Annotated in this window: 1 protein-coding gene; it reads right to left on the bottom strand. The window is 67.5% G+C overall.

What is annotated here, in order from left to right:
- Positions 1-16 precede the first annotated feature (16 nt).
- Positions 17-975 (bottom strand): IS630 family transposase gene (locus tag DTQ71_RS23075; protein WP_211317189.1). Its coding sequence is split into 2 segments (ribosomal slippage): positions 17-645 and positions 645-975, totalling 960 coding nucleotides; the frame shifts between segments, so codons are not numbered across the junction.
- Between the last annotated feature and the right edge of the window lie 82 nt (positions 976-1,057).

The raw sequence follows: 1,057 nt of genomic DNA, 5'->3' as shown, positions 1-1,057 counted from the left end.
CTAAAGCGGCGGACCTTTACGTAGGCGCATAGCCTGCATGACGGAGGTAGTTCCGGCATTCGTCTGCGCTGAACATTCGACAGATCGAGCCGATCGCGTCCGAGAGATCATCGAAGGTCCTGGCGCCGATGCGTCGGAGATGAGCCTTGAGCTTCGCGAAGGCCATTTCGATCGGGTTTAGGTCCGGGGAGTAGGGCGGAAGGAAGAGGAACCAGCAGCCCGCGCGGCGCAGGGCCTCGGCGGCGGGGGCGACCCTGTGGGTGGAGAGATTGTCCAGGATCACGACGGTGCCGGGCGCCAGTTCGGGCGCAAGCTGCGTCTCGACCCAGTCGGTGAACAGCGCGCCGTCCATCGCGCCCTCGATGATCCATGGCGCGATGAGCGCGTCTGCGGTGAGCCCGGCGACGAAGGTCTGCGTGCGCCACCGTCCGAACGGAGCATCGGCGCACAGGCGTCGTCCGACCGGTGCCCGCCCCCGAAGCCGGACCATGTTCGTCTTCACACTGGTCTCGTCGACGAAGACCAGACGGTGCGGCTCGTCCCGCATCCGCGGCAGGCGGCGTCGGACCCAGTCCCGCCGGGCCTTGCGGATCGCGGGGCGGCTGGTCTCGGTGGCGCTCAGCGACTTTTTTTGACCCTGACCCCCCAACGGCGCAGCGCCCGGCTCAGCGAGGCGGGTGCGACTTGCAGACCGGCGGCATCCTCGAGCGCCCGCGCCAACTCGGGCATCGTGATGTCCTCGTTGGCTTCGACCATCTCGCGTAGCGTCTCCCGATGGGGCCCGAGCTTACCGCAGCCCTTCGGGCGCCCGCCCTGCGCCGGCGTGATGTCCTCCCCGGCATGCACCTTGCGCGCCAGGCGAATGCCCGCCGAGGCCGAGATCATCAGCCGATCCGACGCGGCCCGGCCGCTCATCCCTTCCTCGATCAGCCGCGCAAACCGGCGGCGGACGTCCATCGATAGCGGTGCAGGCATCGCCAAAGCCCTCCTGCACAACGTGAATCATAACTACGCCACCCGACATAGTCCCGAGTCTACGAACGCGTCCGTTGCTTTA

Origin of the sequence: Jannaschia seohaensis, assembly GCF_900116765.1 — a bacterium.
GTDB lineage: Bacteria > Pseudomonadota > Alphaproteobacteria > Rhodobacterales > Rhodobacteraceae > Jannaschia > Jannaschia seohaensis.
Note: the sequence above shows the minus strand (reverse complement) of the source record. Positions and strands in the feature narration are given on the sequence as shown.